Source organism: Bacillus mojavensis (assembly GCF_012648005.1).
Classification (GTDB): Bacteria; Bacillota; Bacilli; order Bacillales; family Bacillaceae; genus Bacillus; species Bacillus mojavensis.
Genome location: NZ_CP051464.1, coordinates 2,006,569 through 2,026,813, shown reverse-complemented (window position 1 = coordinate 2,026,813; position 20,245 = coordinate 2,006,569). Strand labels below are relative to the sequence as shown.

The 20,245-nt window shown below is 39.6% G+C and carries 25 protein-coding genes and 1 pseudogene; 16 read left to right on the top strand and 10 right to left on the bottom strand.

All coding sequences use genetic code 11. From position 1 onward, the window contains the following. Positions 1-48: 48 nt before the first annotated feature. The 6 genes and pseudogenes from HC660_RS21090 to HC660_RS10370 all read right to left on the bottom strand — a co-directional run. Positions 49-299 (bottom strand): annotated as a pseudogene (locus HC660_RS21090) (hypothetical protein); the annotation flags it as partial. Between the two features lie 61 nt (positions 300-360). Beyond that, positions 361-960 (bottom strand): two-component system response regulator DesR, encoded by a 600-nt coding sequence (gene desR / locus HC660_RS10390; RefSeq protein ID WP_010334571.1) that lies wholly within the window; start codon positions 958-960, stop codon positions 361-363. Positions 961-978: 18 nt separating this feature from the next. Continuing rightward, positions 979-2,091: a two-component sensor histidine kinase DesK gene (gene desK / locus HC660_RS10385; protein WP_010334570.1), complete on the bottom strand. Its 1,113-nt coding sequence runs from the start codon at positions 2,089-2,091 to the stop codon at positions 979-981. Positions 2,092-2,210: 119 nt separating this feature from the next. Then, complete coding sequence (gene desA, locus HC660_RS10380; RefSeq protein WP_010334569.1) at positions 2,211-3,269, bottom strand: Delta(5) desaturase DesA; 1,059 nt, start codon at positions 3,267-3,269, stop codon at positions 2,211-2,213. A 156-nt stretch (positions 3,270-3,425) separates the two neighbouring features. Then, complete coding sequence (locus HC660_RS10375; protein WP_168748042.1) at positions 3,426-4,403, bottom strand: S66 family peptidase; 978 nt, start codon at positions 4,401-4,403, stop codon at positions 3,426-3,428. 65 nt (positions 4,404-4,468) lie between these two features. Beyond that, positions 4,469-4,966 (bottom strand): hypothetical protein, encoded by a 498-nt coding sequence (locus tag HC660_RS10370; RefSeq protein ID WP_010334567.1) that lies wholly within the window; start codon positions 4,964-4,966, stop codon positions 4,469-4,471. A gap of 169 nt (positions 4,967-5,135) precedes the next feature. Here HC660_RS10370 and HC660_RS10365 point away from each other — a divergent pair, with 169 nt between their 5' ends. Next, the gene (locus HC660_RS10365; RefSeq protein WP_168748041.1) at positions 5,136-5,918 is read left to right on the top strand and encodes a VLRF1 family aeRF1-type release factor; all 783 of its coding nucleotides are present in this window, start codon (positions 5,136-5,138) and stop codon (positions 5,916-5,918) included. A gap of 137 nt (positions 5,919-6,055) precedes the next feature. Next, positions 6,056-6,592: a DUF420 domain-containing protein gene (locus HC660_RS10360; RefSeq protein ID WP_003231280.1), complete on the top strand. Its 537-nt coding sequence runs from the start codon at positions 6,056-6,058 to the stop codon at positions 6,590-6,592. Positions 6,593-6,684: 92 nt separating this feature from the next. On the opposite strand, the gene HC660_RS10355 is transcribed toward HC660_RS10360, so the two are convergent. Beyond that, a complete protein-coding gene (locus HC660_RS10355) occupies positions 6,685-7,359 on the bottom strand; it encodes a lysozyme family protein (protein ID WP_024121708.1) in 675 nt (224 codons plus the stop codon). A 191-nt stretch (positions 7,360-7,550) separates the two neighbouring features. On the opposite strand from HC660_RS10355, the gene czrA reads away from it, so the two are divergent. Next, entirely contained in the window at positions 7,551-7,883 is a 333-nt protein-coding gene (czrA, locus tag HC660_RS10350; protein ID WP_010334564.1) for a Zn(II)-responsive metalloregulatory transcriptional repressor CzrA, read from the top strand. Between the two features lie 30 nt (positions 7,884-7,913). Here the strand turns inward: czrA and csk22 are convergent, their stop codons facing one another. Continuing rightward, positions 7,914-8,456 carry a mother cell-specific sporulation protein Csk22 gene (csk22, locus tag HC660_RS10345; RefSeq protein ID WP_168748040.1) on the bottom strand — a complete coding sequence of 181 codons (543 nt, stop codon included), beginning with the start codon at positions 8,454-8,456 and terminating at the stop codon, positions 7,914-7,916. A 205-nt stretch (positions 8,457-8,661) separates the two neighbouring features. On the opposite strand from csk22, the gene HC660_RS10340 reads away from it, so the two are divergent. The 7 genes from HC660_RS10340 (at position 8,662) to csaA (ending at position 13,446) form a co-directional block, all read left to right on the top strand. Further along, positions 8,662-9,600 carry a helix-turn-helix transcriptional regulator gene (locus HC660_RS10340; RefSeq protein ID WP_168748039.1) on the top strand — a complete coding sequence of 313 codons (939 nt, stop codon included), beginning with the start codon at positions 8,662-8,664 and terminating at the stop codon, positions 9,598-9,600. Between the two features lie 53 nt (positions 9,601-9,653). Next, positions 9,654-10,139 carry a GyrI-like domain-containing protein gene (locus tag HC660_RS10335; protein WP_010334561.1) on the top strand — a complete coding sequence of 162 codons (486 nt, stop codon included), beginning with the start codon at positions 9,654-9,656 and terminating at the stop codon, positions 10,137-10,139. A 76-nt stretch (positions 10,140-10,215) separates the two neighbouring features. Beyond that, positions 10,216-10,920, top strand: a complete 705-nt coding sequence (locus HC660_RS10330) for an MBL fold metallo-hydrolase (protein WP_168748038.1) — start codon at positions 10,216-10,218, stop codon at positions 10,918-10,920. A gap of 2 nt (positions 10,921-10,922) precedes the next feature. Further along, positions 10,923-11,498 carry a TetR/AcrR family transcriptional regulator gene (locus tag HC660_RS10325; protein WP_168748037.1) on the top strand — a complete coding sequence of 192 codons (576 nt, stop codon included), beginning with the start codon at positions 10,923-10,925 and terminating at the stop codon, positions 11,496-11,498. Between the two features lie 78 nt (positions 11,499-11,576). After that, positions 11,577-12,329 (top strand): GNAT family N-acetyltransferase, encoded by a 753-nt coding sequence (locus tag HC660_RS10320; RefSeq protein ID WP_168748036.1) that lies wholly within the window; start codon positions 11,577-11,579, stop codon positions 12,327-12,329. Then, positions 12,329-13,051, top strand: a complete 723-nt coding sequence (locus HC660_RS10315) for a helix-turn-helix domain-containing protein (protein WP_168748035.1) — start codon at positions 12,329-12,331, stop codon at positions 13,049-13,051. Before HC660_RS10320 ends, HC660_RS10315 begins: the two co-directional genes overlap by 1 nt. Before the next feature lie 62 nt (positions 13,052-13,113). Continuing rightward, positions 13,114-13,446: a chaperone CsaA gene (csaA, locus tag HC660_RS10310; RefSeq protein ID WP_010334556.1), complete on the top strand. Its 333-nt coding sequence runs from the start codon at positions 13,114-13,116 to the stop codon at positions 13,444-13,446. A gap of 478 nt (positions 13,447-13,924) precedes the next feature. On the opposite strand, the gene HC660_RS10305 is transcribed toward csaA, so the two are convergent. Beyond that, complete coding sequence (locus HC660_RS10305) at positions 13,925-14,140, bottom strand: hypothetical protein (RefSeq protein WP_168746728.1); 216 nt, start codon at positions 14,138-14,140, stop codon at positions 13,925-13,927. A 23-nt stretch (positions 14,141-14,163) separates the two neighbouring features. Further along, a complete protein-coding gene (locus tag HC660_RS10300) occupies positions 14,164-14,520 on the bottom strand; it encodes a winged helix-turn-helix transcriptional regulator (RefSeq protein WP_022553431.1) in 357 nt (118 codons plus the stop codon). A 168-nt stretch (positions 14,521-14,688) separates the two neighbouring features. On the opposite strand from HC660_RS10300, the gene HC660_RS10295 reads away from it, so the two are divergent. The 6 genes from HC660_RS10295 to HC660_RS10265 all read left to right on the top strand — a co-directional run bounded on the left by HC660_RS10295 (position 14,689) and on the right by HC660_RS10265 (position 20,245). Then, complete coding sequence (locus HC660_RS10295) at positions 14,689-15,435, top strand: SDR family NAD(P)-dependent oxidoreductase (RefSeq protein WP_168748034.1); 747 nt, start codon at positions 14,689-14,691, stop codon at positions 15,433-15,435. 498 nt (positions 15,436-15,933) lie between these two features. Then, complete coding sequence (locus HC660_RS10290; RefSeq protein WP_244956492.1) at positions 15,934-16,200, top strand: hypothetical protein; 267 nt, start codon at positions 15,934-15,936, stop codon at positions 16,198-16,200. A gap of 566 nt (positions 16,201-16,766) precedes the next feature. Beyond that, on the top strand, positions 16,767-17,252 hold the full coding sequence (locus tag HC660_RS10280; RefSeq protein ID WP_168748033.1) for a hypothetical protein: 486 nt from the start codon (positions 16,767-16,769) through the stop codon (positions 17,250-17,252). Between the two features lie 259 nt (positions 17,253-17,511). Then, the gene (locus HC660_RS10275) at positions 17,512-17,766 is read left to right on the top strand and encodes a SunI/YnzG family protein (RefSeq protein ID WP_168748032.1); all 255 of its coding nucleotides are present in this window, start codon (positions 17,512-17,514) and stop codon (positions 17,764-17,766) included. Between the two features lie 67 nt (positions 17,767-17,833). Next, positions 17,834-18,391 carry an SMI1/KNR4 family protein gene (locus HC660_RS10270; RefSeq protein WP_168748031.1) on the top strand — a complete coding sequence of 186 codons (558 nt, stop codon included), beginning with the start codon at positions 17,834-17,836 and terminating at the stop codon, positions 18,389-18,391. Between the two features lie 99 nt (positions 18,392-18,490). After that, positions 18,491-20,245, top strand: a complete 1,755-nt coding sequence (locus tag HC660_RS10265; RefSeq protein WP_168748030.1) for a T7SS effector LXG polymorphic toxin — start codon at positions 18,491-18,493, stop codon at positions 20,243-20,245.

The window sequence follows — 20,245 nt, the reverse complement described above, 5'->3', positions numbered from 1 at the left end:
ATTCTCATGCTTCTTTAGAGAATAGTGATTTTGAAACTTCTACCTAGATTATTTGATTTGGATTGCTGAAGCCTTGTTGTCCCAATCTGAAGCCATATTGGCAGTTTTGCCTTACCAATCAGAATGTCTAAATTGTTGAAGTGTGCTCCCAGAGCGTCGTTGAATAGCTTGAAATAGGCGAAGCCGTACTTAAGGAGGAAAATCTGTCATTCCAGGTGGAAGGCAAGTTTTTTAACCCGTCTCTCCAATAAATATAAATATACTGACCGGCTTTATTTTTGTAAATCATAGAAATCGGTGCAGCGCGGGTCGCGGCAGATTAACAAAAAGAGGATCTTGGACATATGTCAAGATTCTCTTTTACTTAAACCAGCCTTTTTCCTTTGAACGCGTAATGGCTTCTATACGGTTTTTCACTTCAAGCTTTTCTAGAATCATGGAGATATAATTTCGCACCGTTCCGCTTTTAATGCTGAGTTCTTGGGCGATTTCTTTTGTGTTTTTTCCGTCAGCCACAAGTTCGAGCACTTCTTTTTCTCTATCTGTGAGAGGGTTGGCCTCGCTATACATATCCTCCATCAGCTCAGGTGCGTAGATACGCTTTCCATTCATGACGCTTCGGATGGCGCTCGCGAGCTCTTCGCTCGGACTGTCCTTTAACAAATAGCCTTTAACGCCGGCTTTAATGGCTCTCTGAAAGTAGCCGGGGCGGGCAAAAGTGGTTAAGATAATAATTTTGCAACCTGTATCCTTTAATTCCTCAGCTGCTTCAAGTCCTGTCTTACCGGGCATTTCAATGTCCATAATGCATACATCGGGCTGGTGTTTTTTTGCAAACTCGACAGCATCCTGTCCGGTTGTTCCTTTGCCGACGACTTTCATATCGTCTTCTAAGTTTAATAGTGATCCTAAAGCGCCCAACAGCATCTGCTGATCTTCTGCAATAAATATACTAATCATGTAAGCCATCCTTTTTGTTTATTTTGAGTTATTAGGAATTTTCATGGTAAGCTTGGTTCCGTTTTTGGTGTTGATGTGAAGGCTCCCGTTTGCAAATTCAAGACGCTCTCTCATACCGAGTAAGCCATGTCCTTTTGAAAAGCACGTTTCTCCTCCTTGAAATGTTCCATCGTCTGACACTGTAATAACAACTTCCTTCCAGAGCTCCTGGATATCAACTCGGCATGTTTTAGCCTGACTGTGTTTGACAACATTTGTGACAGCTTCCTTTAAGCACATGCTCAAAATGTTTTCATTAAGCAATGAGATATTTTCGGGCATTTTCTCATCTTCGTAGATAAATGTAATGTCAGCAGCTTCGAGAATTTGTTTGATGTTTATGATTTCATCCTTGAGCCGGATGCCTTTCATAGAGGATACGATTTTTCTGACTTCATTTAAAGAAGTTCTCGCTGTTTGCTGAACGCTTTTCAGCTCACGCGCTGCTTGTTCGGGATCTTTGTATATTAATTTTCTCGCCAAGTCGCTTTTTAAACCGATAAGAGAAAGCTTTTGACCAAGCGTATCGTGGAGATCGCGGGCAATCCGCTGCCTTTCTTCTAATTTTACCAAATCGGCAATCCGTTCATTTGCAAATTCGAGTTTTTCTTCCAGCTGTTCGCGCTCCTTGCGGCTTTTGATACTGAACGGCAATAAAATCGCACTGATGAGGGTGATGACGACAAAAGGAATTTGTGTCAGAAAGAATTCCTTTTTTAACACAAGGCTGAAATTCGCTGCGACAGCTGCGCTTATTAAATGTACGTAATATAAAATGTGGAAAGGAACGCGTTCTTTTATGTTTCCGATAAAATACGCGATAAAAAAAGCAAAATAAATATAGCTGAACAGCGTAATGGAGGCGGTTGAAATGCCGATTAACAGAAACGCCCATAAATAAATGGCCCAGCCTTTTGAGACAAAAGCAAATCGATAAACCGAAAAAAATAAAAGCGTCAAAATAATTCCGACGATAATAACAAATGTAGAAGATGATTTAAATATAAAGTAGAACGGCAGGATGAAAAATATCGTCCATATATAAGGCGTGATTCCGCTTAGTTTTTGAAATGTAAAATGCTTTTTGATCATGATATAACCTCATTTTCAGCTTTTCATCTTAAATGTAACTTTACCATTGTAAAAGCCAGATTGCACCACCGAACAATAAAAAGGAAGTCTTCTTGTTGTATAAGAAGACCTCCTAATAGTCAGGCGTTCTCCCGCAGCTTCTGTTTTTCTGTTGAATCAGGCGGAAGGCGGAAAGATATTTGTTTTATACCCCGAAATGATACAAATTGTTTTTTGTCTTCATCCCAAAGGCGGAAGGCGAGTGATTGCAGGCTTGTTTTTAAGGTAATTGTCGGTACGTTTTTTAATGGTTCGTGATGTTCATGAGCAACTTCAAGCTTGTAGTTGGGCACCTTTGGGCTCAAATGGTGAACGTGGTGGTAACCGATGTTGCCTGTCAGCCATTGAAGGAGTTTCGGGAGTTTATAAAATGAACTGCCCTCCACAGCGGCCTGAACGTAGCTCCAGTTTTCATCTGCTTCAAAATAAGAATCTTCAAATGTATGCTGTACATAAAACAGCCACACGCCGATTGAACCTGAGATCAGAAAGATAGGGCCTTGCACGAGCAAAAACGATTGCCAGCCAAAGATGAGACAGCAAACAGTAGCCAATGACACAATTGCCAGGTTTGTAAGGTACGTGTTCACGCGCTCCTTACGTCTTGCGCCTTTTTTGTTAAAACGGTTGGTGATCAGAAAAACATAAATTGGTCCGAGAATAAACATGATAAACGGATTTCTATAAAGTCTGTATGCAAGTTTTGTGCGTCTAGATGCGGCTATATATTCGTTTACCGTTAACAGCCAGATGTCACCTGTTCCGCGTTTATCCAGATTGCTGCTGGTCGCGTGATGAATCGAATGGCTGTGCTGCCATTGAAGGTAAGGGAACAAAGTCAGAACACCTGTCAGAAAGCCGAGAATATGGTTATAGCGCTTTTGTTTGAAAAATGATTGATGGCAGCAGTCATGAAAGATAATGAAAATTCTTGTCAAAAACCCTGAGGCAACCACTGTTAATGCTAAAGTAAGAAGATAGGAGACATTGAGGCTGAAATAAGCAAGAAACCAAAGTCCGAAGAAAGGGATAAACGTGTTTAAAAGCTGAATCAGACTGTTTTTTGTTTCGGGCTGAGCAAAAGCAGCGACTTGCTTTGTCAGCAGTTTTTGTTTGTGTTTAAGGGTTGGTTCAGTCATAGTAAAGGATCCTCTCATTGTGTGTCTCGCTTAAGTATACGAAAGAGAAGGATGTCTTTGTAGTAGCACACATCATACATCATATATGACATTTGTCATGTGGATAGAGATGGCGTGCAGATGTGAAAACAGCTTGTAAAAGATTTTACAAGCTGTTTAATGTTTGTCAATCCATATTCGTGATGTACCCGAAACAGCTTCAAGCCTGCATGTTCCCCCAATAGGGAACGTGGCAATTGGAGAGGTGTGCCCGGCATTTATGTTTGCGACGACGGGGAGGCCGGATAATTCTTTTTTTGTACCAATTATCGCTTTTACGTGATCTATTGATACGTTTGATGCTTTTTGGAACCTGCCGATCAATATCCCCTTTACATTTGAAAAAGAAGGGAGGTGGATGAGCGATTGTAAATCGCGGTCAAACATGTTTGCGTCTGACATATAATCATCTTCAATCAGTAAAATTGTGTTGTCTGTCTCAGGAAAATACTCCGTTCCCTGCAGCAAATTAAGTGTACACAGGTTGCCGCCAATCAATGTGCCTTCAGCATAGCCATCCTGGATCACAATAGGACCGGAATGAGGGTGAAAGTGCCTGTTCTCTTGATCTAAAAACCATTGATCATCGCTCCACTCTTGTGATGGCAGAATTTCAAAGGCTTCATCCGAAGCGCAGCAAGCCAGAAAATAATCTTTTATATATTCCAATCCTTTTTTCATTGCAAATGTAGAAAAGTGGGGGCCAGAATATGTAACGAGGCCCGTTTTTTGATAAATGGCATTGGCGAGAGCCGTAATATCGGAATAGCCGCAAAGAATTTTTGGATTCTGTTTGATTTTCTCGTAATCAAGATAACGCAGCAGCTGATTGCTGTTGAATCCGCCAAGTGTCGTTAAAATAGCTTTGACGTCGGGATCGAAAAAGGCGCTGTGCAGATCACTTACTCTTGATTCAATAGAGGATGACTGGAATTCGTTTAATTCCTCTGCGTGTTCAGCAATGGTCACCCGAAAACCCAATTGTTCTAATGTCGTTTTTGCGTGCAACTTTGCTTCATTTGTTAATATGGACATGCTGGTGGCGGGAGACACGATTCGAATTTCGTCTCCCGGTTTCAGTTTGGGTGCAAACACTTCAGGTCCTCCTAAGCGGTTTTACACCATTACAGCATATTTCGGCATATTCTTCCAGATTTTTTTTAGAAATCTGTCCATTTAATGCTTCCTGATTGTGTATCGTAGTCAATACATACTTCAAATTGATGTTTTTCATAAAAATGAATGAGCCTGTCCACATGATTCCAATCCCGTTTGGCTATGTCGCCGGTAACTTTCGGGATATTGCAGTCTCTGGCAATATCCTTTAAATATTTCATACAAATAGAACCGAAACCGTAATTCGGAGGTCCTTTAATATCTCCAATATGAATGGCATCGTCCTGATAGGATGCTACAAGTGAAAAGCAGCTTTCCCCTCTATAAGCTGTTTCACAATCCGTGAGCATAATTTTGCATGTTTGGCCATCATCAATCGAGGAAACAATCATCCAATCTTCATCTTTCGATTGATCAATACCAAGCACTCTGGCATCTTTCGATAGATCCTTTATATTTTCCTGCATGCGATAAAGTTGAAATTCTAAATGATTCAGCTCTTCTTCAAGCTCTTGGCGGTTTTTTTCCTTAATGGTAATCAAAATCAAACCCCTTTCAAAAATAGTTAGAAACACAGTAACCAATTGTAGTAGATAGAAGAGGCGTTTGTAAATGATAAATCCATAATTGCTAGAATTTAGCGCAAGTAAGGTTTAGTTGGTTTTAAGAGAGGAAAAAGAAAAGTAACCCGTTGCAAAAGGAGGAAGATGAATGCCGATTGATTCATTGATTAAGAAATTGCGTTATGTCCAATTGGAACCCCCTGACAAAATTCTTTCGTTATATCTCAACACAGATATGAGGGATCCAGAGCAACAGGGGGGAGAATGGAAAATTACCCTTAAGTCAGGGTTCGGGAGATTAAAAGAATATCTGGCAGCAAGTGACCCGGAGGAAGAAAAGTGTCTGAATGCAATCAGTGACAAAATCTATCAGCACCTTAACGGAATAGGAAAAAATATGCCGCGCAGCCTTGTATTTTTTGTTTCAAATAGCGGGATATGGGAAGCGATCACGCTTCAGATTCCTGTTGAAACAACATTTTTCTGGGAGGAGACAGCTGTACTTGACCAGCTGGAAAATTTGCGCAAAACGTATCCAAGTACAGCTTTTATTTTAACGCAGCAAAATGAAGTGAAAATTATAGAAACCGTTTTAGGCAAAATTGAAGCGGTCGAACATTATGAATATGACGCAATCAATGAGTCTTGGGAGAGCAGCCAGTCTTCTAAAACCAAATCGGCATCATTAGAAGAGGAACACCTGAAGAATCATGTAACGGAGAATCAAACGAGACTGTACAAGCGGCTGGCGGCCAATCTCGACCAGAAAGCCGCGGCAAAAAAATGGGAGCGAATGATCATTGCCGGTGATAAAAAAACAGCTGACATCCTAGATCAGCATATGAACAAACCCATTCATTCGAAAATCCAAAAGAATTTGCTGAATGAAAATGAACATAAGGTCGTTGATCATTTAATGCAAGAGGCATAAACCAAAAGGCTGGTGCTTTTTAAGCATCGGCCTTCTGAAGTGTGTCTAATTTCTGACGAAGCCATAGAAAACGTTGACATCTCCGTTGAATTTGCATACGATTTGGATAGCCAGTACAAATTAGGAGAGGTCACCAAATGAATCAAACAGAAAATAAACCGAAAAATTATACTGGAATTGTCCTTACACTGACAGTTCTGATTAACGGTTTGATCGCAGTGCTGTTTTTTATGCCTAAATTAGATCAGTTCAGCCATGCGAATATTCACATTTTGCCAATGCTGAATGCGATATTCAACAGCTTTACGTTTATCTTCTTGTTGGCGGCATTGATTATGATTAAACAAAAAAACATTAAGGCGCATAAACGCTTTATTTTAGCTGCTTTTACGACAACATTATTGTTTTTGATTTGCTATGTCACATACCATTCGATTGCGGAGAATACGCTGTATGGCGGAGAAGGTATTATGCGTCCGATTTATTTCTTTATATTAATTACGCATATCTGCCTTTCTGCAATCATCGTGCCGCTTGCGCTGTTTACGCTGATCAGAGGCTTCAGCATGCAGGTGGAGCGTCATAAAAAAATCGCCAGATGGACAATGCCGCTGTGGCTGTATGTCAGCCTTACAGGTGTTATTGTTTATTTGATGATATCACCGTATTATTAAAAGCCATACTCAGTATGGCTTTTTTGAGGTTTGTAAACATGACAAAAGCCCAAATATCGTTTTGGGCTTTGTCAGTAAATTAACAGGCTCCTTTAATGAGCCGTTGATTCCATGGTTTCAAGTGTTGCGACTTGTAAAGATTTTTCAACCGTTTTCGTTTTTTCTTTTACTTTTTCCGCGTACGTGTAATCACCGTAGCAATACGGATAACGGAAATTGTTTTCATTTCCTCCGCAAGTATAGAGCCCGGGATTTTTTTCGACTTGCTGCTCGGAGTATTGTTTTGCCAATTCCTCAGTATGCGTTCCTCCATGTTCAGCTACAAAATCAATATAACCTGCCCCCATGTTGTAGCTTTGAATAATCGTGTCCAAATCCACACCTTTTTCTTTACCGGTTTTGTACATGAGGGTAAATTGCTTGATGCCTTGTTTAATACTGAGTTGAGGGTCTGTTATCTCATTACGCTTTAAACCCAGAGATTCAGAGGACTGCATCGGATCATTGCCTTTTCCTTTTGACTCCTGATACATCATGCCGAGTATCAGCGATGTGTAATTGGAGAGTCCCCGGTTTTCAAGCTCGTCCTCAACCAGCGGTTTATAATCAGTTAAACGTTCGAGGACAATGGTTTTCGTGTCAATCGGAAGTTTTTTGATTAAATCGCGGTTGAACAAAAGCAGGACCAATAAAAAAGAGGCCATGACAAAGACAGAAATCATCATAAAACCCGCAGCAGCGAAACAGCCTTTTCTCTTTTTCTTCACTGTGTTTCACCCTCAATGTTTGCAGCAGTATGACTTTTTTATTATGACATAGAACGTATACCAGACCAAGTAAAAACCTGATTTGAAACATAAATTTAAACTGTGAGGTTGAATTGAAACAAGAAGAGACAGGTTTGCATGAAAGGTCATTTGTTATAAGATAAAACTATGAAATAAGAAAGGTGAGACACATGACTGAATTTCGAGAAGCGGACCGTGCAAATGAAACGGTGACTGATTTGGATGAAGAAACTTTATTTCTAGTCGCACAAACCTTCAAAGCGCTTTCTGATCCTACCAGAATCAGGATTCTCCATTTGCTTTCTCAGGGTGAACATGCTGTGAACGGGATCGCTGAGAAACTGAATTTACTGCAATCAACAGTATCCCATCAGCTCAGGTTTTTAAAAAATCTCCGGCTCGTGAAATCGCGCAGAGAAGGAACATCAATCTACTATTCTCCCGAGGATGAGCATGTTTTAGATGTGCTTCAGCAAATGATCCACCATACAAGACACGATTAAAAAAGACATCCTTGCTGCCGCATGTCGCGATTAAGCAAGGATGTCTTTTTCTTTACTGTGCCCATTTTGCTCCAGCCCGTTTCTGCTGATTTTGATGACAATAGAGGAAAAACCGATATAATAGACGGCGATCAGAAAACAGACGCCAATCGTGAAAGGATCAGTTCCGATAGACTGGCTGTAAGATCCCAGGCTGTGTAAATCAGGCGCGGCAAGGTAAAGCTCTGTTACACGATAAAGAAATCTCGATAGAAATAGGGTTAGCAGAATAAGCTCCACCCAAATATGAGTCCGAAAATAAATTTTTCCTCTGCGTTTTTCAAAGGAGAGATTTTTCCTGGCGAAAAAAACCAGCAGACATCCGCCGAGAATACCGATAATGAAATATCCGTACAAAAATGGATGAATGAGGCTGAAAATGGTGAGACCGAATGCAAACATTGAAAAAAGAACCAAACGAGTAAAAAGCCAGCGAGGCTTCAGCGGCTGATATCCGATGGAGCGCTTGATTTTTTTATACAGAAAAAAGACGATAATCATGACAGGATAAACGCTTTGAAGTGTAAGATGCATGATGTGAATCCCCTCCGTTGAGAAGTGTATGCTTATCCGTTTTGAAATAGTAGTCTAAATAAACAATGACCATAAAAAAAGAAGGGGAGGCCCCTGTTTTCATAATATATGCACGATGCCTTTAGGCTGCATAATAGATATGCCCAAGCCTCATAAAATGGTATGATAATATTGGAAAATAAAAGCAGGAGACAAGGTGCGAAAAATGAAACTGGAACGTATGTTAGCGATGGTGATGTTATTAATCAGCAAAAAACAAGTGCAGGCTGCTGATCTAGCTGATTTATTTGAAGTATCAGTCAGAACGATTTACCGAGATATTGATACGATCAGCAGAGCGGGCATTCCGATTGTAACCTCACAAGGCGCCGGGGGCGGGATCAGTGTGATGGAAACGTATCGGCTAGAAAGAGAGTGGCTGAAAGAAGAGGAGCTATTTGCTATTGCTTCCGCTTTGCAGAGCATCTCATCCATGTATGAACCCGCTTCTCACAGCGCGGCTTATCAAAAAATAAAACATCTCATACCAGACCAGGCCGCAGAGGCATTTAAGCGTGAAACGGAAAAATGGTTTATTGACATGACGGCATGGGGACAAACAGAGGACCAAAAGGCGCTTCGAGAAAACATCAGTGATGCAATCGATCGGTCGTCAACCATATCGTTTACATATACAAATGCAAACGGGGAAACACTTCTCCGTGAAACAGAGCCTTACACGCTGGTATGCAAGGCAGGCCGCTGGTATTTATACGCCTACTGTCTGGTTAGAAACGATTTCCGCTTTTTTAAATTAAGCCGCATAAAAGATATGACTATTTTACATCAATCATTTATGAGAAAAGACATACAGCTGGAGACTCTGCCCTGGGATGTGAATTGGTATCGAAAGGATCGTTTAACTGAGCTGGTCATTCTTGTTCAGCCCGGGGCGCGTCAGCGTATAAGTGAATGGTTTGGACATGATAGCCTTCAATTTGATGAAAATGAAGCCTGCCGAGCGGTGATATCCCTGCCCGAGGATCAATGGTTGATCGGTTTCTTGCTGCAATTTGGCAAGGATATTGAGGTCCTGGAACCTCTTCATATCCGGGAAAAGGTAAAAGAAACGATTTTTCATATGCAAAAAATATATGAAACCTGACACAATGCTGTCAGGTTTCTTCTTTTATAATCTAGGTAAAAAGGAGGTATCATATGAACTATTCACATGTGACACATTTAGAACAAAAGCGTTTTTCAGGACTGTCTCAAAGAACAAGCAATGCACTGGAAATGACAGAAAAAAGACAAATTCCGCTCTTATGGAATCGATTTTGGCAGCAGGATACGAGCGTGTTACTCCCGCCTCATAAAAAGGATCAGAGCATTATCGCTTTATACTCTCATTACGAACAGCAGGAGAATGGGTTTTACACATTTTCTGTCGGCGCTTTTACCGAGCATAGCGACATGCTTCCGGAACCGTATGAAGATATATATTTACCGGCTTCCGCTTATGCTGTTTTTACTTCAAAAATCGGTCCTATTGAAGACGTTGTACTCGAGACGTGGAAGGAAATTTGGACTTGGGACAAGCGGCATTTGCGTACGTTTTCGGGAGACTTCGAACAGTATGATCAAAGTGCGCTTTCACCGCAGAGGGCGCAGGTGAAAATATTTGTCGCCATAAAATCAGCATAACACTCTTGAAAAACTAATGGTATTAGTTAATAATAAAACTAACACCATTAGTTTTTTATTCAGGAGGAGTTATCATATGAGAATGATTCAGAATCAAACTATGCGGCAGCTGACGTTTTATCCGGCATTATTTCCGGTCAATTGTTATCTTGTAGAGGAAGAAAATGAAGTAACCTTAATAGATACTGGTCTTCCGAACAGCTATAAAGGGATTATCCAAGCAGTGAATCAGCTGGGAAAACCACTGCAACATATTTTACTGACTCATGCGCACGGTGATCATGTCGGTTCGTTGGATGTACTGTCCCAAGCTTTTCCTGATGCAAAGGTTGTCATTTCCGAGCGTGATTCATTTTTGTTAAAAGGTGATGTTTCTTTGCGGAAAGATGAACCGCAGACGCCTATAAAAGGAGGAATTCCAAAAAATATCAAAACAAAGCCTGACGTTTTGCTGGCGGGTGGCGAAACAATCGGTTCTCTCCTTGCGATTTCAACTCCCGGTCATACCCCGGGAAGCATGTCGTTTCTGGACACAAGAAACGGAATTGTAATAGCTGGGGATGCATTTCAATTACGCGGGGGGATAGCCGTTTCCGGCCAAATGAGATGGACATTTCCTTTTCCTGCCTTCGCCACTTGGAATAAGGAGGCTGCTGTAAGAAGTGCGGAACGGCTCGTTGACAAGGCGCCGAGCTGTCTTGCGGTCGGACATGGTCATTTTCTTGCTTCACCTGAACAGTCGATGAAATTAGCCATTCAAAAAGCAAAGAAAGGGGTTTGAACATGTCACCGAGAGCAGGTCTACATCAAAAGATGATTATAGAGGCGGCGGCAGAGATTGCTGATCAGGAAGGAATAAACGGCGTGACGCTGGCCGCACTCTCTAAAAAAATGAATGTACGGCCCCCGTCTCTGTATAATCACATAAGCGGGCTGCGGGGAATCAGAACAGAGCTTGCTGTCAGCGGTTTGACAAAACTTTTTGATCAGATGGCTGATTCCGTCAAAGAACAGAAGGGGGAGTCCGCCTTGCTATCTTTAAGCGATGCATATGTTGGGTTTGCAGTTGAAAATCCGGGTTATTATGAAGCGACTTTGCTTAAAATTCAAGATGAAAGAGCTGAAAGCCTGTCAAACCAAATTGTCCGGCTTGTCGCGAAACTGCTTATTGACAGCGGTTATGCAAACGAACAGACTGTGATTCATGCAACAAGAGGGCTGCGAAGCTTGCTGCACGGATTCGCGACTTTAATCGGAAAAGAAGCGTTTGAACTAAAGGAAGACATTTCAGACAGCTTAGCATTTTCAATTCAATTATTTTTATCGGGTCTGTCGATAAACAATAAAAATATTATGTAAACCAAATAATATATGTCTTATATTTCTGAATATTGTATAATATATCTTGCAGTATAGATAAGAGAGAGGCAAGAGGCTATGCATGCTATTTACAAAATTGAGCAATTAGCGGCAGCATCATGGCCGTCTTATATTCAAAAGAGAATAGGGAAATGGCTTCTTAGAGCGAATTTTGGCGTAACCAAACGTGCGAACAGCGTATGGACATCGGCGGATATGCCAGAAGGAGATTACCAAAAAGAGATCGAGCATTTTTATAAAAGTTCAGGCCTGCCTGTTTGTATTCAAATCAGTGACGCATCTCCGGAAGGACTGGATGATGCATTGGCAGACAGCGGATATGAAAAGATAGATGAATGTTTTCAAATGACAGCATCATGCTGTGATATGTTAGAACGTACTTTTGACAACAGCCGATTTACATATAAATGGGAGCAGGAGCCATCGTCTTTATGGATTGATGATTTTATCCGATTGGAAGAATTTTCACAAGAACGGCATTGCGGCTATTCAAGCATTTTCAAACGAATGCAGCCGTGTAAAACCTTTCTCACTATGTATGACCAAGGCAGCCTGACAGCAGTGGGCACGTCCTCCGTTATCGATGGCTATGGGGGACTCAGCAACGTTGTTGTAGCAAAGGAACATAGAGGAAAAGGGGCAGGGACTCAAGTCATCAGGGCTCTGACTGAATGGTCAATGAACAATGGAGCTAAGTATATGTACTTGCAAGTGATGAAAGAAAACTCAGCCGCCGTTTCTTTGTATGAAAAAATCGGGTTCTCGCCTATATCGGAACACCATTACCGGATCAAAAAGGAGGATGGCTGATGAATTCGCTTCAAGAGATTATCTGTGAAAAACGGACATATACACGCCTTTATTCCTCACATAAGCACGCGTACAGCCAATTTCTTTTTCCCCTTGAAGGGAATATCGATCTTGAAACAGAGGAGCGTCAGGTCAAATTAAAGCCGGATCATTTTTTATACATTCCGCCAGAGTGCGAGCATCGGTTCCGCTCTATTGGCAGAAATGAATGTCTTGTGCTGGATGTGCCGCTTCATGCGATGAAAATTGAGGAGTATCATGCAGCCGCAGGGGTTGAAGCTGCAATCGATCCTTTTTGGTCATCGATCAGGCACTTATTAATAGAGGAAGCAAATACACGCTCAGCACATACGCTCCATCTGCTTGTTCAATACATAAAAGAAAAACTGCAAACCCATACTCATGCTTCAATCGCATACATCCATAGCCATTTGTCTGAGCCGCTGACAATACAAAAGCTGGCGAAAATTGAACATTATCACCCAGCTTACTATTCAAGCTGGTTCAAGAAACAGACCGGAAAATCCCCTCAAGCCTATATAGCTGACCTCCGTCTCGAGGAAGCGAAACGGATGCTGATTGAGAAAAATGAAACACTGACTGTTGTGAGCCAATCGCTCGGCTTTCAAAACCTTTCTTCTTTTACAAGATGGTTTGCAAAAAGTACAGGTGTATCGCCCCGAATATACCGGAACACCTTTCATTCGGATAAAAAAATATGAGCTTTTGGTTAAACAATTAACAAGTGTCTCTTTTAAAATAGTAAGAAAAAGGAGATATAATGATGGCTGTAATTGAGGATTTTGAAAAATTGGATATCAGAACTGGGACCATTATCAAAGCAGAAGAATTTCCTGAAGCAAGAGTCCCGGCGATTAAACTGTTCATTGATTTTGGAGAAGAGATCGGCGTCAAACAATCAAGCGCGCAAATCACAAAGCGCTACCGCCCAGAAGAACTGACCAACTCACAAATTATCGCTGTCGTGAACTTTCCGCCGCGCCGAATCGCAGGTTTTAAGTCCGAAGTGTTAGTCCTCGGCGGCATTCCCGGCCAAGGTGACGTCGTCCTGCTTCAACCGGGACAACCGTTACCAAACGGAACAAAAATCGGATAACACAAAAAAGACGTTTGCCTAAGAGGCAAACGTCTTTGCGTATTGAGGCGATGCACCACACGCCACATTCGTGTGTGCCGCAAAGGGCATGTACATCGGCTTACACAATTCAGCTCATCGCTATATGAATATAGCATGGTGGGGAAGGAATTGCAAGGGTTACTTTGCGTTATTGTGATTAAATTTGTTGTAAAAACGTGTCTTCTTTTGACGAAATTTGTCGAAAATAATCAAAAATCGACTATGATTACTGTATTATTGTTAATTTGTATGACAATAATTGGTTCTATCCTTGTCATCAACAATCGCAATGTGACTTAACTGTGACCTGAGTGTGATCTGAAACACCGTTTTGTGAAAGTGAATAAATGCTGTTAAATCAACGAAAACGTACTAAATGATAAGGTGAATACAGGGGAGTAGTGTGACCTGGATTTTTAATTCAGGTCTTTTTTTATGCACAAAAGGATCATAGGCATTAAATATTATTATCAATATCTTCATTTACTTTTTGGCTAAGTTTCTGAACCTTCTCTTTAACATTTGAAACAGCTCTTTTTTGAATTTCATCAAAGTTCTCCTGAATATAGTCCATGACACTTCTTATTAGAACTTCACTTTCAAAATTGAATATCTCATTTATTTCTGACTGTTCTTCATCTGTTAGGTGATGGTATTGAAAGTTGTTTAGCATTTACTTCAGCAGCTACATCAATCCTAACTTAGTTGTTCTGGTTGTACAATTTCATATTCACCTTCTGCATACTCTTGCTCCGCATAATGGCTTCCCCATTGACAGAGCTCCTGCAAGATAGGTTTAAGAGATTCTCCAAGTTCAGTGGATGAATATTCAACCTTCGGTGGTACTTGATTATACATCTTTCTGCTCACAAGTCCACTGGCTTCAAGCTCTCTAAGTGTTTGAATCAGCATTTTCTGAGTTATATTTGGGATAATGCGCTTTAATTCACTCGTTCTCTTTGGTCCATTCATTAAAAAGTATAATACAAGGCCTTTCCATTTTCCACCAATAACTTCCTTTGTCACTTCAAACCCACAGCTAAATTTTTTCATGTCTAAAGCTCTCCATTCCACATTTATTACTTTTTAGTTACTATATCACAAAAAAGTGGGTACTTCCGATAATGTGCTTACTGAAGGATACTATATCTTGTAAGTTGTTCTTCAAGTACTTAAAGGTACTAGACATAAAATAAAATTAATTCTAAAGGAGTGTTAAGTATGGGTAAATTTAAAGGTAAAATAGCGCTCGTAACGGGTGGAACAAGTGGGATTGGTCTTGCTACAGCACAAAAATTTGTAAACGAAGGTGCATATGTTTATATCACGGGACGTAGACAAAACGAACTTGATAAAGCTGTTAACCAAATTGGCAAGAACGTAACCGGTGTTCAAGGTGATATTTCTAAGCTTGAAGACTTAGACAAACTATATGACATGATAAAGCAAGAAAAAGGTAAGTTGGACATTCTTTTTGCTAATGCAGGCACCGGCAACTTCCTTCCATTAGGTGAAATTACTGAAGAGCAGGTTGATAGAACGTTCGACATTAACGTTAAAGGAACCATCTTTACTGTTCAAAAAGCGTTATCACTATTCCCGGACAAAGTAGGTTCTATTATTGTAACGGGCTCTACTGCTGGATCAATTGGCAACCCAGCGTTTAGTGTATATGGAGCATCTAAAGCAGCATTAAGAGCACTAGTTCGCAACTGGATTCTTGACCTAAAAGGTACTGAAATCCGTGTAAATGTGGTTAGTCCAGGAGTTATTCTTACACCTGCATACGATGAGCTTTTTGGTGATGCACTTGAAGGAGCAATTGAAAATACCAGAAATACTGTTCCAGCTGGAAAAGTTGGGACACCTGAAGAAGTAGCAAACGCTGTATCTTTCCTTGCTTCAGACGAAAGCAGTTACTTGACGGGTGTTGAATTGTTCGTAGATGGCGGACTAGCACAGGTATAATTTCACTGCGCAGAGATTACAAATAGTCCCCAAAAAAGGTTAATGGGGATTTACTTGAAGAAGTCGTATAAAAAAGTCGTTTTCCTTAAAGGACAGGGAATTCGACTTTTTTATGTTTGAATTTGATTAACGTTGTAAATTCGCATTTTCCTGGGGCTACCACTAAATGACCTGTAAAAAAGATTACTTTGTGAATAAATGTACTTAAAGTAACGGGGGCGTTAGTTGAAGAACAAACAACACCGTTGTTGTAGTAAATGAGGTCATTTGTTGTACGAAAAAAGGATAGTTGAATACAGGCATTTTCACCCTGTTCATCTATCCTCTCTTTTTGTTTATAAAATGTGTGACATTTCATTTGGTTGCTTAAATATTAATAATATTAAACATTTTCTTGACTTTTAATAAAAAATAATATCCCTGTCCTTGTATTTTAATACTTTTGAATATATTTAAAGGAATCCTTCAATTGAACGATTTCCTAATGATCACAGCAAAATGGTTTATGACGTAAAATCGATTTGCGGGAAGAGGTTAGGAGAATTCAAGGATCTAGATCCAAGCGATGTTGATAAAGCTGTATTGTTTCACGCACCTTATGTGAAAGATGGGGCAGCATTTTATGACTCAGAAGAACAGTATCAAACTGAGGCTTCTCTTCATTATTTGATTAGAGATTTAGAGGATATTAGTGAGTTTATTGTTAAAATGGCTGAGGATTTAAAAGATAAGGATAATGAATTAGCAAGCTGGTTAAGGTTGTAAGGGGGATTTAAATTGCCATATGGAGTTAATATGGATGCAGATGAGTTTTACAGACGGCTGCAACAAAATGAAGAATTAAAAAAACTGGTGGGTACAAGTTTAAAAACCATTGTCAAAACCTAAAGGAAGACGCAAAAAACGCATCAGACTTTTCCTCAGCTCAACAGGTTATAGCTGAAGTGTATGTTGCTTTACTCTCTTCATTTGAAGGTAAAGCTAAAGAAGCATTAGTACAAAGACTCAATGAAAATGCAACAATGCTGACAAACGCCACAGAGAACAGAAGTGCTTTTCTGAGAAGTATTAAAACTAAATAGTTAAAATAACCCCTTCACAAATTTTGAGGGGGTGTTTTTATTTTTTGGCATTCTAAATTAATTTGGGCTGCCGCTTAACATTTTCATCTTTATGGAACCTAGAATTCTAACAGCAGGAGATACGAAGCATAAGCCCGAATTTGAATACATCTCGAATAGAAAGTGCCCTGTATATGTATCATCGTTGGTGCCACTTCTTTCCCCTTTGTTTTTTTTGTTTCGCTTTTGAAATGACAGGAGGACAACGCTGTGTGGAAAGCTTTAAGACAGTTACTCAAGAAACAGAAAGATCACAGTCAAATAGACGAACGTTATTTACAGATTCCAGAAAAGGATTTAAATCTTGATTTGAAACAAAAGGTAATTGAATTGGAGAGATTAGGGGAAGCAGTATCCGAAAAACTGCAAAATAAGTATACAGATGCTTTTGAAATTCAGGGTAAATCAAACCTTAGCATCCAAATTTGTAGGGACATAGATGGTGACATATTGAGTGATTTAACAGCTGAGAGGTGTTTTGAAAAAGAATACCGTTCACAAATAACATTTAACTATGGAGCTACGAAAGCCTACAATGAAGATTTGGACTGTTATACAATTGAATTATGGTATTTCTACGGTGGATATAAAGGAACCGGTTGTGGAACATTATTCGATTTAAATAAAAATGATTTAGAAATAGAAATTGAAGAGACACTATTATTTTTACTCAATGATAAACAATCCGAGAAATAAAAAAAGAGAGCCGCAAAGGTCTTTCATTCATCGTTCAAATGCATAGTTGTCAAGATCCCTGTCCATTTTAGATTGGTAATCAGGGTGAGAGCTCCTGCTTCAACTTCATTTTCCTTTCTTTATATTGGTAGACCATCAATAATTATAATCCTGTATCCAATTATTGAGAATTTAATTTTCCCATAATATTATCAAGCCCAGTTTATACGCAGGGTATGTTAAAATTTTACTGATTCATAATCAAAAGGGGAATGAGATTATGCTAGGGATTAAAGTTGAGAAATCAAACGAAAACTTAATTATTCATTGGCAACTATCAAAAGTTGAAATTCCAATAAGAGAAATCAACGATGTATTCCTTGATCCATATTACGGGGGAGAGGAGAAACGTGCAGTAAGGATAGGGTTTCCTTATGGCTCTACGGATAGGGTAGTGATTAAAACAGCTAATAGCACTTATATTTTGTTCACCACTCATGCAGCTAAGATTATGAATAAAATTGTTAATGCTTAAAATATTTTAAGTTCATTCACCATGTATTGGCAATGATAAATAGGTATTTACATTTGGGGTGAGTTATATGACTAACTTTGTTCATAAGACTGTAAACGGTTTGAAAAGTCTCTTAGATGAAAAAGGAGCCATTACATTGCTTTGTTCTGAAGGAGATACCATGGAATGCCTTGTTACTTTTTCACCGGACAAAGCAACCTCTAACGAGATTCAAAGCTTTGAGGCTAAACACCAGCTTACCCTTCCAGAGGATTATCAAAAGTTTATTACACTGCATAACGGTGCGAAAATTTTTGAGATTCTTGCTGATGGGGAGAATATAGGGGGAGGACTTCAGCTATTTAGCCTTGAAGAGATTGAAGAGGGACTAAACTATGAGGATTTGTTTGAAGGTATCAATGGTATCCCAATTGGCTACTTATTGGAAGAATGCCATTTAATGATCGATAAAGATAAAATTAATCAAGGTGATCCTAACTATCTCTATATATTTGAAAGTGGTTTAGAATACAATCCATTAAATTTAAACTTTGAAATATTTTTAGACCGGTATATATTGGCTAATGGGGAACCTTTTTGGGATTGGCGCTACTATACCGCAGAAAATTATTATAGAACAAGATAGTGTGATGTATAAGACAGTCATTTTGGCTGTCTTTTTCTGTTATTCAAATAGATGATTGTGGTAAAAGTTACATAGAGTAGGGCTAGGAAGGAGAATGATATGAAGGTATTTGAGGCTGATTCATTACTCTCTGAAGCAGATAAAAGAGCCAAAGAGTATAAGGAACTAAGGTCGCAAATGGTTAAGCTAAGAAAAGCGTTTAAGGACGTAGCTGACCTAGATGACAGCGAGTTTTCAGGTAAGGGAGCAGACAACATTAAAGCATTTTATCATGATCATGTCGGTGTTACCGATCAATGGATTGACCTTATTGATATGAAAATTGCTTTCTTAAGCAGCATTTCTGCAAAACTTGAAGATGCCAAGATGTCTGATGCTTACATAGAAGAATCTTTTTTAGAACATGAACTTGTCAATGCATACACAAAATCAAAATCCATTATGTCTGAACAAAAGAAAGCAATGAAAGATATTTTAAACGACATCAATGATATTCTCCCCCTTGAGATATTCTCAACAGAAGACTTCAAAGACAAACTTTCTTCTGCAGATAACAAACGTGAAAAAACAATCGATAAGCTAAACAAACTTGATGAGGATTTAAAAACTGAGTACGCTGAGACTGAGCCAAACGAACAATTTATTCAGCAAGATTTTAAAAAGTTGCAGGAGTCAACAGGTAAAGGGAAGAACGCCACACCGATTCACTATAACGCCAAAGCATATAGGGAAAGTGACATACATAAGAAAAAAGCCGATATTGAGAAGCATTCTGAAGCTTATTTAAGCGTGAAGAAAGAGGAAGCAAAAGAACGAGAAATTAAGGAATTGAAAAAGAAACTTAATGATGGTGTTTCTGACCCTGATGAGTATTTAGAGATTGCTAAGAAAGTAGGCTACGAGAATCTCGAGCCGGCTCAAGTTCAGCTTGCAGTGCAAATTGAACAAGCGAAGCAACTAAAAGGAGCAGGAGAAATCACCTGGGATATCGTAAAAGGTGTAGGAGTTGGTTTATACGATGTTGGAAAAGACACTGTAACCGGCATATGGGATTTCATCACCGATCCAGGAGAAACATTGTCAGCACTGGGCAATACAGTTCTTCATCCGGTCAAAACATATGATGCTGTTTCAGCAGCAATAGAAGAGTCGTATCAAAAAGATATGGTGAATGGAGATGCCTATTCTAGATCAAGATGGGTTACCTATGCTGTTGGTTCAGTGGCTGTAGCTGTTTTTGGAACCAAAGGTGCAGGAGCCATTAATAAAGCAGATGCAGCGGGTAAGGTCATAAACAAAGCAAGTCAGGCAGGGAAGAAAATTAATGACGTCAAGATTCCAGATTTTCTGCCTTATAATCCTAAGTACGACCTTGCCATGGCAGGGGGCGTGCCATACAATGTAGTAAACGGAGAAAGTTTAAAAAATAGGCTACTCCAATTAATTCAATCTGCAAATCCAAGAACCAGATTGCCGAGAACTAAAGGGCGCTGGGAAGGTACTCCAGGTAACAGTAAATGGTACTCTGATAAACCAGAAGTAAATGCAGTAACTAAAGGAGAGCCTATAGTATTTAAAGACAATAGGCCAATTTTTACACCTTGGTCTAAGGGAACAATTAAGTTTAAAAAGGGCGAACTAACTGGAGAAAACTCTGACTTCGCTAAAGTTTATAAACGTATCAAAAAAATGAAAGGTTTTAAAACACAGGCCGAAGCTGAAGATTGGTTGAAATATACTGCAAAGCTTACTCCACACCACCTAGACAACAAAACTATTCAGTTGATCCCAACTGCACTACATAAGAATGTACCGCATATAGGGTCTGCATCGGACTTAAGGAGAGGTTATTAA

What these genes read in the sequence shown, in the direction of transcription:
- HC660_RS10340 (WP_168748039.1), top strand. Translation starts at nt 8,662, where the DNA reads ATGAAACTGGAACGTATGTTAGCGATGGTGATGTTATTAATCAGCAAA.
- HC660_RS10295 (WP_168748034.1), top strand. Translation starts at nt 14,689, where the DNA reads ATGGGTAAATTTAAAGGTAAAATAGCGCTCGTAACGGGTGGAACAAGT.
- HC660_RS10265 (WP_168748030.1), top strand. Translation starts at nt 18,491, where the DNA reads ATGAAGGTATTTGAGGCTGATTCATTACTCTCTGAAGCAGATAAAAGA.
- HC660_RS10315 (WP_168748035.1), top strand. Translation starts at nt 12,329, where the DNA reads ATGAATTCGCTTCAAGAGATTATCTGTGAAAAACGGACATATACACGC.
- HC660_RS10320 (WP_168748036.1), top strand. Translation starts at nt 11,577, where the DNA reads ATGCATGCTATTTACAAAATTGAGCAATTAGCGGCAGCATCATGGCCG.
- HC660_RS10330 (WP_168748038.1), top strand. Translation starts at nt 10,216, where the DNA reads ATGAGAATGATTCAGAATCAAACTATGCGGCAGCTGACGTTTTATCCG.
- HC660_RS10300 (WP_022553431.1), bottom strand. Translation starts at nt 14,520, where the DNA reads ATGAAAAAATTTAGCTGTGGGTTTGAAGTGACAAAGGAAGTTATTGGT.
- HC660_RS10335 (WP_010334561.1), top strand. Translation starts at nt 9,654, where the DNA reads ATGAACTATTCACATGTGACACATTTAGAACAAAAGCGTTTTTCAGGA.
- HC660_RS10275 (WP_168748032.1), top strand. Translation starts at nt 17,512, where the DNA reads ATGCTAGGGATTAAAGTTGAGAAATCAAACGAAAACTTAATTATTCAT.
- csk22 (WP_168748040.1), bottom strand. Translation starts at nt 8,456, where the DNA reads ATGCATCTTACACTTCAAAGCGTTTATCCTGTCATGATTATCGTCTTT.
- HC660_RS10325 (WP_168748037.1), top strand. Translation starts at nt 10,923, where the DNA reads ATGTCACCGAGAGCAGGTCTACATCAAAAGATGATTATAGAGGCGGCG.
- desK (WP_010334570.1), bottom strand. Translation starts at nt 2,091, where the DNA reads ATGATCAAAAAGCATTTTACATTTCAAAAACTAAGCGGAATCACGCCT.
- desR (WP_010334571.1), bottom strand. Translation starts at nt 960, where the DNA reads ATGATTAGTATATTTATTGCAGAAGATCAGCAGATGCTGTTGGGCGCT.
- HC660_RS10360 (WP_003231280.1), top strand. Translation starts at nt 6,056, where the DNA reads ATGAATCAAACAGAAAATAAACCGAAAAATTATACTGGAATTGTCCTT.
- HC660_RS10305 (WP_168746728.1), bottom strand. Translation starts at nt 14,140, where the DNA reads ATGCTAAACAACTTTCAATACCATCACCTAACAGATGAAGAACAGTCA.
- czrA (WP_010334564.1), top strand. Translation starts at nt 7,551, where the DNA reads ATGACTGAATTTCGAGAAGCGGACCGTGCAAATGAAACGGTGACTGAT.
- HC660_RS10365 (WP_168748041.1), top strand. Translation starts at nt 5,136, where the DNA reads ATGCCGATTGATTCATTGATTAAGAAATTGCGTTATGTCCAATTGGAA.
- desA (WP_010334569.1), bottom strand. Translation starts at nt 3,269, where the DNA reads ATGACTGAACCAACCCTTAAACACAAACAAAAACTGCTGACAAAGCAA.
- HC660_RS10270 (WP_168748031.1), top strand. Translation starts at nt 17,834, where the DNA reads ATGACTAACTTTGTTCATAAGACTGTAAACGGTTTGAAAAGTCTCTTA.
- HC660_RS10290 (WP_244956492.1), top strand. Translation starts at nt 15,934, where the DNA reads ATGGTTTATGACGTAAAATCGATTTGCGGGAAGAGGTTAGGAGAATTC.
- csaA (WP_010334556.1), top strand. Translation starts at nt 13,114, where the DNA reads ATGGCTGTAATTGAGGATTTTGAAAAATTGGATATCAGAACTGGGACC.